This window comes from Streptomyces sp. NRRL WC-3549, from assembly GCF_000721935.1.
GTDB lineage: Bacteria > Actinomycetota > Actinomycetes > Streptomycetales > Streptomycetaceae > Streptomyces.
The window spans coordinates 76,504-85,494 of the sequence record NZ_KL585405.1 but is presented as its reverse complement, the minus strand read 5'-3'; the positions used below and the strand labels follow the sequence as shown (position 1 = coordinate 85,494).

The window sequence follows — 8,991 nt, the reverse complement described above, 5'->3', positions numbered from 1 at the left end:
CTGCCGTACCCGTCGGTGGGCTCCACCGAGCAGGTACTGCTGACCGCGGTGCTGGCCGAAGGCGTCACCGAACTGTCCAACGCGGCCGTGGAGCCGGAGATCGAAGACCTCATCTGCGTCCTGCAGAAGATGGGCGCGATCATCTCCATGGACACCGACCGGACCATCCGGATCACCGGTGTCGACCGGCTCGACGGCTACACCCACCGGGCGATCCCGGACCGCCTGGAGGCGGCCTCCTGGGCGTCGGCGGCGCTGGCGACCGAGGGAAACATCTACGTGCGGGGCGCCCAGCAGCGCTCGATGATGACCTTCCTCAACACCTACCGCAAGGTCGGCGGCGCCTTCGAGATCGACGACGAGGGCATCCGCTTCTGGCACCCCGGCGGCGCGCTGAACGCCATCGCGCTGGAGACGGACGTGCACCCGGGCTTCCAGACCGACTGGCAGCAGCCGCTCGTGGTGGCCCTGACGCAGGCGACGGGGCTGTCGATCGTCCACGAGACGGTCTACGAGTCGCGGCTCGGCTTCACCTCGGCGCTCAACCAGATGGGCGCGCACATCCAGCTCTACCGCGAGTGCCTCGGAGGGTCCGACTGCCGCTTCGGGCAGCGGAACTTCCTGCACTCCGCGGTCGTGTCCGGGCCCACGAGGCTCCAGGGCTCGGATCTGGTCATCCCGGACCTGCGCGGCGGGTTCTCGTACCTGATCGCCGCTCTGGCGGCCCAGGGGACGTCCCGGGTGCACGGCATCGACCTGATCAACCGCGGCTACGAGAACTTCATGGACAAGCTGGAGAAGCTCGGCGCCAAGGTGGAACTGCCGGGCGGTTCACTCGTCTGAAACCCCGCCGGACGCACTCCGGCGCACGCACGGTGCTGCCGCACACAGCATTGCGCGCCCCCGCACCACAGTCCGCCGCCCCGGCCCCGCTCAGGGACCGGGGCGGCGGCCGTGTGCGGGCCGCCCTGCGCCGTGGCGCCGTACGGCCGCTGCGCGCCGTACGCGACGGGAGGGGTCCCGGGACCCCCGGCGGGGCCTCTGAGCTGCCGCAGCGGCCGTACAGCGGCGCTGAGGGCGCGGCGCGGGCACCGGCCCGGACCCGGGCATGACGAAGGGCGGCCGTCCCGGTCGAGGACGGCCGCCCTTCTGATGCCTTGGGGGCCTTACTTGCCCTTGGCGGCTTCCTTGAGCTTCGAGCCCGCGGAGACCTTCACGCTGTAGCCGGCCGGGATGTTGATCGGGTCGCCGGTCTGCGGGTTACGAGCGGTGCGAGCGGCACGGTGGGTGCGCTCGAAGGTCAGGAAGCCGGGGATGGTGACCTTCTCGTCGCCCTTGGCGACGATCTCGCCGACGGTCTCGGCGAGCGCGGCCAGAACGGCGTCGGCGTCCTTGCGGGTCACCTCGGCACGGTCGGCCAGGGCGGCCACCAGCTCACTGCGGTTCATGTTGTTACTCCCGTGTTCTTCTTGCCTGTGAGGCGTGAGATCGAAGCCGATGCTGCCAGGGCCCTCTGACAGTCCCCGGACCCGGGTCTGATGTCAGACCCTCGCGCCCGAATACGCATCCTGCCCCCACCTGCGGCGCTAACGCCAATCCGGAACCCTTCGCCGTCACACGAAAAGCGCCACTGACTGCCCGCGGTGACGTTCCGTCGACTTGTTGAAGCGGTCCGCAGCGGATGCCGGGCCTGTGGGGCTCGCTGCCCGCCCACCCTAAAGGGGCGTTTGGGACGCCGCGACACGCGACGCGCCGTACCCGAGTGCCGGACGTGACCTCCGGCACCGCCGCGGGGGGCCTCGAAACGGCCCCCCACGGCCTTGACGCTACGCCGGGTCGGGCGCGGCCTCGGCCACGCCGGCCGCCTTCGCGGCGTCCCGCACGGCCCCGGCGACGGCACCCGCGACCTTGTCGTTGAAGACCGAGGGGATGATGTAGTTCGCGTTGATCTCGTCCTCGGCGACGACGTCGGCCAGGGCGCGGGCGGCGGCCAGCATCATCTCGGTGTTGACGGTGCGGGACTGGGCGTCCAGCAGGCCTCGGAAGACACCCGGGAAGACCAGGACGTTGTTGATCTGGTTCGGGAAGTCGGAGCGGCCGGTGGCCACAACTGCCGCCGTCTCACGGGCGATCGCCGGATCGACCTCGGGGTCGGGGTTCGCGAGGGCGAACACGATCGCGCCTTCCGCCATCGCCGAGACGTCGGAGCCGTCCAGGACGTTGGGGGCGGAGACGCCGATGAAGACGTCGGCGCCGACGACGGCCTGCTTGAGGGTGCCGGTGACGCCTTCGGGGTTGGTGTTGTCGGCGATCCAGCACAGCGGCGAGTCGGGGGCGGCGGAGACCAGGTCCTCGCGGCCGGCGTGCACCACTCCATGGATGTCGGCGACGACCGCGTGCTTGACGCCCGCGGCGATGAGGAGCCTCAGGATGGCCGTACCGGCGGCACCGGCGCCCGACATGACGACGCGTACGTCACCGATGGACTTGCCGACCACCCGCAGGGCGTTGGTCAGGGAGGCCAGGACGACGATCGCGGTGCCGTGCTGGTCGTCGTGGAAGACGGGGATGTCCAGGGCCTCGCGCAGCCGCGCCTCGATCTCGAAGCAGCGGGGGGCCGAGATGTCCTCCAGGTTGATGCCCGCGAAGCCGGGGGCGATCGCCTTGACGATCTCGACGATGGCGTCGCTGTCCTGGGTGTCCAGGCAGATCGGCCAGGCGTCGATACCGGCGAAACGCTTGAAGAGGGCCGCTTTGCCCTCCATGACGGGCAGGGCGGCCTTCGGGCCGATGTTACCGAGGCCCAGGACGGCGGAGCCGTCCGTGACGACGGCGACGGAGTTGCGCTTGATGGTCAGACGGCGGGCGTCCTCGGGGTTCTCGGCGATGGCCATGCAGACCCGGGCCACACCCGGGGTGTAGACCATCGAGAGGTCGTCGCGGTTGCGGATGGGGTGCTTGGACGCCATCTCGATCTTGCCGCCGAGGTGCATCAGGAACGTACGGTCGGAGACCTTGTCGAGGACGACGCCCTCGATGTTCCGCAGCCCTTCGACGATCTCCTCCGCGTGCGCGGTGGAGGAGGCCGCGATGGTGACGTCGATCCGCAGCTTCTCGTGGCCGGAAGCGGTCACGTCGAGGCCGGTGACCGAACCGCCGGAGGACTCCACGGCCGTGGTGAGCTGGGAGACCGCTGTGCCGCTCGCGGGCACCTCCAGCCTGACCGTCATCGAGTACGAGACGCTGGGCGCCGTTGCCATGGCGAGTCCTTCACTTTCTTAGCTTCATTGCCGCGCGCATATGGGGGGGATGCCCCGAACACGCGTCTCCGATCGTCGCACCTACCGACCAGTAGCAGGTAATGACTGCCACCTTTCGGAAATGGTTTTCCACCATACGAGAAGTAGGGGCCTCGGCGGAACCCCCGCAGAGGCCCGGATCCGAAGGGCCCCTGAACGACGACAGACCCGCGCCACCGTGAGGTGACGCGGGTCTGTCTTTTCAGTTGAACGACACCGGCCCGCCATGCTCGCCTCGCGGCAAGTGGTCGCTCGAAGCGACGAAGGTTGGGCCCGGGGGCTTGGATCGAGCCGGTGCCGATACCAGGCTAACAAAGACCCCGGGGATGTGATTCCCGCGCGCCGGACGGATCCGGGAGGCCCCCCGGACACGGAGTTCCGCGCCTCGGTCCCTTCAGTCCCTCAGCAGGTCCGGTACGCCGTCGCCGTCCGGCAGGTCCCGCTCCCCCGAGACCACGGTCAGCTGCTGCGTCGCACGGGTGAGCGCCACGTACAGCACCCGCAGGCCCGCCGGGGACTCGTCCGCGATCTCCGCCGGGGACACGACCACCGTGGCGTCGTACTCCAGGCCCTTCGCCTCCAGGCTGCCCAGCGCCACCACCCGGTCGCCGAGCTCCTCCAGCCAGCCCCGGGCCTCGGCCCGGCGGTCCATCGCCACCACCACGCCGACGGTGCCGTCCACCTCGGCGAGCAGCCTGCGCGCCTCCGCCCGGACGGTCTCGGCGAGATCCCCGTCGCCCACGGTCGTGAAGCGCGGCCGGACGCCCGTGGAGCGGACCGCCGCCGGGGACTCCATCCCGGGCATCGCCAGGGCCAGCACCTTCGACGCGAGCTCGGCGATCTCCGCCGGGTTGCGGTAGTTCACGGTGAGGGTGAACCGGCGCCTCGGCCGGCTGCCGAGTGCCTCGTCCCGGGCGGCGGCCGCCTCGTCCGGATCGGACCACGAGGACTGCGCGGGGTCGCCGACGACCGTCCAGGTGGCGTGCCGGCCGCGACGGCCGACCATCCGCCACTGCATGGGCGTCAGGTCCTGGGCCTCGTCGACGATGACGTGGGCGTACTCGGTGCGCTCCGCCGCCAGCCGCTCGGCCCGCTCGCGCTGGGTCTCCTCGCGCTGCGGCATCAGCTCGTCCAGCCCCGTGAGCTGGTCCAGGGGGTCCAGTTCACGCTTCTTCCTCGGCCGGTGCGGGGTGCCCAGCAACGTGTGCAACTCGTCCAGGAGCGCCACGTCGTGGACGGACAGGGGGCCCCGCCCGTCCGCGTCCAGCCGCTTCAGCGACCGGGCGAGCCTGCGCACCTCGCCCTGGTTGAGGATCCTGCGCGCCCACCGGCCCAGCCGGCGCTCGTCGGCCATCGCCGCGAGCACCCGGCGCGGGGTGAGCTCCGGCCACCAGGCGTCGAGGAAGGTGAGGAACGGGAGTTCGGTGGAGACGTCCTCGTCGAACGAGGAGCGCAGCTCCGCGGCCAGCTCGGGGTCGGTGTAGCGGCCCCGGCCGGACGACTTGTTCCACAGGGCGTCCAGGAGCAGCTTGCGGGCGCGCGGGCGCAGCAGGTTGACCGGTGCCGTGCCGCCGAGGACGTTGTGCCGGATGCGTTTGAGCTCGTCCGCCTCCAGCTCGATCCGGCCGCCGAAGGCGACGACCCGCAGCCGGTCGGGGGTTCCACGGTCCTGGGTGGCCTCCTCCGCCTCTCCGAAGGCCAGTTGGCCGCCCTTGGACGGGTTCCGGGGCGCGGTCTGCTCCAGGGCACCGCGAGCGGCCTTGCGCAGGACGTGGAGCATCCGGGAGGAGCCCTTGATCCGCGCGACGGCCGGCTCGTCGTACGTGGTGGCGCCCTCGACGCCCGCCGCGTCGTCGGAGAGCGAGCCGACCGCGCGGATCGCGACCTGCCCCTCCTCGCCGAGCGAGGGCAGCACGCCCTCGGTGTAGGCGACCAGCAGCGGCGTCGGCGAGACGACGAGGATGCCGCCCGCGTACCGGCGCCGGTCCTGGTAGAGCAGGTACGCGGCCCGGTGCAGGGCCACTGCGGTCTTGCCGGTCCCGGGGCCTCCGGAGACCTCCGTGACGGACGCGGCGGGGGCGCGGATCACCATGTCCTGCTCGGCCTGGATCGAGGCGACGATGTCCCGCATGGTGTGGCTGCGGGCCTGGCCCAGTGCGGCCATCAGGGCGCCGTCGCCGACGACGGGCAGCTCCTCGCCGCCCAGGTACGCCGTCAGCTCCGGACGCATCAGGTCGTCCTCGACCCCGAGGACCCTGCGCCCCTTGGAGCGGATGACCCGGCGGCGCACCACGCGGCCCGGGGCCTTCGGCGTCGACCGGTAGAACGGCGCGGCGGCCGGCGCGCGCCAGTCGATGACCAGGGGCGCGTAGTCGGAGTCGAGGACCCCTATGCGGCCGACGTGCAGCGTCTCGGCGATGTCGGCGGTGCCGTCCTCGCGTACGGCGCCGTCGGCGGGCTCCACGGAGGTGTAGGCGCCGTCCGGGCCGCGTTCGCCGTCCTTGCCGAGCAGCAGGTCGATCCGCCCGAAGAGGAAGTCCTCGAACTCGCTGTTCAGCCGGTTGAGGTGGATACCGGCGCGGAAGACCTGGGCGTCCCGCTCGGCGAGTGCGCCTGGGGTGCCCACCTGGGCCCGCCGTCCGGCATCCCGCATGAGGAACTCCGCCTCGTCGATCTTCTCTTCGAGACGGTGGTAGACCCGGTCCAGATGTTCTTGCTCGACACCGATCTCCCGGTCCCGCAACGAATCGACAGCGGCATCCTGCGCGGCCACCGGGGCCCCTTTCTGACGTGCACTGGGCAGCCGTCAACCGTACGCGAAAGGGGGCCCCGAGCGCACCTGTCACCCGGTGTGCCGGGTTGCGGTTGCGCGTCGATCTCCGGGAGCGGCCCGGGACGGGCCGTGGCCCTCAGCGCTGCGGAGGGCCGTCGTGCAGGATCCGCTGGAACATCCGGTGGTCCCGCCACGCCCCGTCGATGTGGAGGTAGCGCGGTGCCGTCCCGATGACCTCGAACCCGGACTTCGTCAGCACCCGCTGCGAGGCCGCGTTGTCGACCACCGTGCCGGCCTCGACGCGGTGCAGCCCGAGCCGGTCCCGGGCGTCCTCGCAGACCCGGCCGACGGCGGCCGTCGCAAGTCCCCGGCCCGCCCGGTCGACGTCGATCCAGTAGCCGAGCCGGGCGTTGCGGAACGGTCCCAGCTCGATCGCGGCGAGGGTCATCGCGCCCACCACACTCTCGTCGGCGTCGGCCAGCACCCAGGGCATCGCGCGCCCCGCGTCGCGGTCGGCGAGCAGGGCCGTCAGACGCCGGGTCTGCCCCTCGGGGGTGTAGAAGGCCTCGGGGCGCACCGGCTCCCAGCGCTTCATGTACGCCCGGCTGCGGGTGAGGGCCTCGGCGAAGGACACCGCGTCGTCGAGCATCGCGGGCCGCAGGTGGACACCGGCGGTCAGGGGATGGCTGAGATCGGTCATCCCCTGACCGTAATGCCCTTCAGGAACCGTCGTGCCCGGTGTCGGACGCGGGGTCCAGGGCGAGCCGGTAACCGCGCTCGTCGACGGTCCGGATCAGCCCGGGCACCCCCAGTGCCGTACGCAGCCGGGCCATCTCCGTCTCCACGGCGTGCTCGTCGGTGCCGCCGCCGGGCAGCGCAGGCAGCAGGCCGGCCCGGGAGACCACCCGGCCCGGCCGGCGGGCGAGCGCGTGCAGCAGGGCCATGCCCGCGGGCGGCACCGGGCGCAGCGCCCCGCCGACCAGGACCGCGTGCCCGCGGATCTCGACCGGGCACCCGGCGACCGGCAGGACCCGGGCGCGGGCGGGCAGCCGGGCGCAGAGCAGCTGGACGAGCGGGCCGAGCCGGAAGCGTTCCGGCTGGAGGGTGTCGATGCCCCGGGCCTGGAGCGGCAGCGCGGTGACCGGGCCGACGCAGGCCACGACGACGTCCCGGCCGAGCGCGGACAGCACCTGGGGGAGGATGCCGCGGGCCTCGGCCCGGTTCAGGTACGAGGTGGCGGCGGGGGCGCTGGTGAAGGTGACGGCGTCCATGCCGCGGGCCACCGTGGCGTCCAGCATCCGGTCGAGCGGGGCGATGTCCGCCGGGGGCATCCACCGGTAGACGGGGACGCCGACGACCTCCGCCCCCGCCTCCCGGAGCGCGTCGACGAACCCGGGGAGGGGCTCGCCGTGCAGCTGGAGGGCGATCCGTCGCCCGTCGACGCCCTCGGCCAGCAGCCGGTCCCGGACCTCCGCCAGGGACTCCGACCCGGGCGACCATGCCTCGGTGAGCCCCGCGGCGCGGACGGCGCCCTTGACCTTGGGGCCCCGGGCCAGCAGTTCGACGCCGTGCAGCATCCGGAGCAGCCGGTCGCCGAGGCCCCAGCCGTCGGCGGCCTCGGTCCAGCCGCGGAACCCGACGGCGGTGGTGGCGATCACCACGTCGGGCACGTCGTCGAGCAGTTCCTCGGTGGCGGCGAGGAGTTCGCCGTCGTCCTCGAGGGGCACGGTCCGCAGCGCGGGCGCGTGCAGGACCGCGGCGCCCCGGCGCGTGAGGAGCGCCCCCAGTTCCTCGGCGCGCCGGGCCGCGGTGACCCCGACCGTGAAGCCCGCGAGGGGCCCGTGCTGTGCGTCGTCGTGCATGTACCTGATACCCGGCTCTCGTAACCGCTGGGGGCGCGTGCGCACCGCCCCCGTTCCGATGGTGCGGAGGACCGGGCCTGCCGACTTCGAGCGACAGTCCCGGTCCACCCGTGTCGCCCGCCCGTCACGTCACCTGGTGAACGGCCCGGAGGCACCGGTGGAGAGCACCGGTGCGGTCCGGCCGCGCGGTGCGCGTGCGGCCCGCCCTCCCATGGTGCCCCGGGGCCCGGTGAGCCGGAGCCGGTCACCGGGTGTCCCGGGGCGTTCAGGCGGCGGTACGGCGCTTGTCGGCGCCGTTGGGCCAGAGCCGGGGGCGCCGCTTGGCCGCCACGTCCTCGACCCAGCCGAACGACAGGATCGCCAGCCCGATCAGCGGCCAGATGACGACGAGGATCAGCCCGTCGTACGACTGCTCGATGTACGTACCGAACGTGTCGCCGAACCACGGGATGTTCCACGTCTGGTCGACGACCAGGGCCGCGGCCATCAGCAGGATGTTGTGCCAGAGGTAGATCGTCACGGCGCGGTTGTTGGCCAGGGTGACCAGGCTGTCCCACCCGGCGAGCTTGCCGGGCAGCTTCCGCCAGGACGGCGCGTACACGAGCAGGATCGCGCAGAAGCCGAGGGACCAGGTGGCCTGGGCCAGCGGGATCTCGTCCAGGTTCCAGCCCTCCTCGGTGAGGTGGCCGGAGGCCCACCACAGGCCGAAGCCCATGACGATGGCGGCGGAGGAGACCGCCAGATAGCGCGGGATCTCCTTCAGCAGCCCGTCGTTGTGGGCGAAGCCGAGCACCCAGCAGGCGCCGAAGACCGCGAAGTCGATCAGGCTCTCGCCGAACATGCCGGGCACCGTCACCAGGCCCGTGCCGATCACGGCCGTCAGGGCCACGGGGGCGAGCATCGTCACCCAGGGCAGCCTGCGGAACGCCTTCAGCAGCAGCGGCGAGGCGATCACGAACCAGAGGTAGGCCCGGATGTACCAGAGCGGTCCCACCGCCTGGTCGGCCCAGGTCAGCTCCAGCCACCCGCCGGTCGAGCCGCTCTCCTCCGGGTACGG

The 8,991-nt window shown here is 72.3% G+C and carries 7 protein-coding genes; 1 reads left to right on the top strand and 6 read right to left on the bottom strand.

Features of this window, described 5'->3' with window-relative positions; all coding sequences use genetic code 11:
* Positions 1–843: UDP-N-acetylglucosamine 1-carboxyvinyltransferase (locus IH13_RS0118385; RefSeq protein WP_031085799.1), on the top strand; the 843-nt coding region annotated here is incomplete at its 5' end.
* 323 nt (positions 844–1,166) lie between these two features.
* On the opposite strand, the gene IH13_RS0118380 is transcribed toward IH13_RS0118385, so the two are convergent.
* The 6 genes from IH13_RS0118380 to IH13_RS0118355 form a co-directional block, all read right to left on the bottom strand.
* Positions 1,167–1,448 carry an HU family DNA-binding protein gene (locus IH13_RS0118380; protein ID WP_003968811.1) on the bottom strand — a complete coding sequence of 94 codons (282 nt, stop codon included), beginning with the start codon at positions 1,446–1,448 and terminating at the stop codon, positions 1,167–1,169.
* A 378-nt stretch (positions 1,449–1,826) separates the two neighbouring features.
* Complete coding sequence (locus tag IH13_RS0118375; protein ID WP_031085798.1) at positions 1,827–3,260, bottom strand: NAD-dependent malic enzyme; 1,434 nt, start codon at positions 3,258–3,260, stop codon at positions 1,827–1,829.
* 433 nt (positions 3,261–3,693) lie between these two features.
* On the bottom strand, positions 3,694–6,072 hold the full coding sequence (locus IH13_RS0118370) for a HelD family protein (protein WP_031085796.1): 2,379 nt from the start codon (positions 6,070–6,072) through the stop codon (positions 3,694–3,696).
* Positions 6,073–6,208: 136 nt separating this feature from the next.
* On the bottom strand, positions 6,209–6,772 hold the full coding sequence (locus IH13_RS0118365) for a GNAT family N-acetyltransferase (RefSeq protein ID WP_031085793.1): 564 nt from the start codon (positions 6,770–6,772) through the stop codon (positions 6,209–6,211).
* 19 nt (positions 6,773–6,791) lie between these two features.
* Positions 6,792–7,934, bottom strand: a complete 1,143-nt coding sequence (locus tag IH13_RS0118360; protein WP_031085792.1) for a uroporphyrinogen-III synthase — start codon at positions 7,932–7,934, stop codon at positions 6,792–6,794.
* 265 nt (positions 7,935–8,199) lie between these two features.
* A partial coding sequence (locus IH13_RS0118355) for an acyltransferase family protein (protein WP_031085790.1) occupies positions 8,200–8,991 on the bottom strand: 792 nt, incomplete at its 5' end.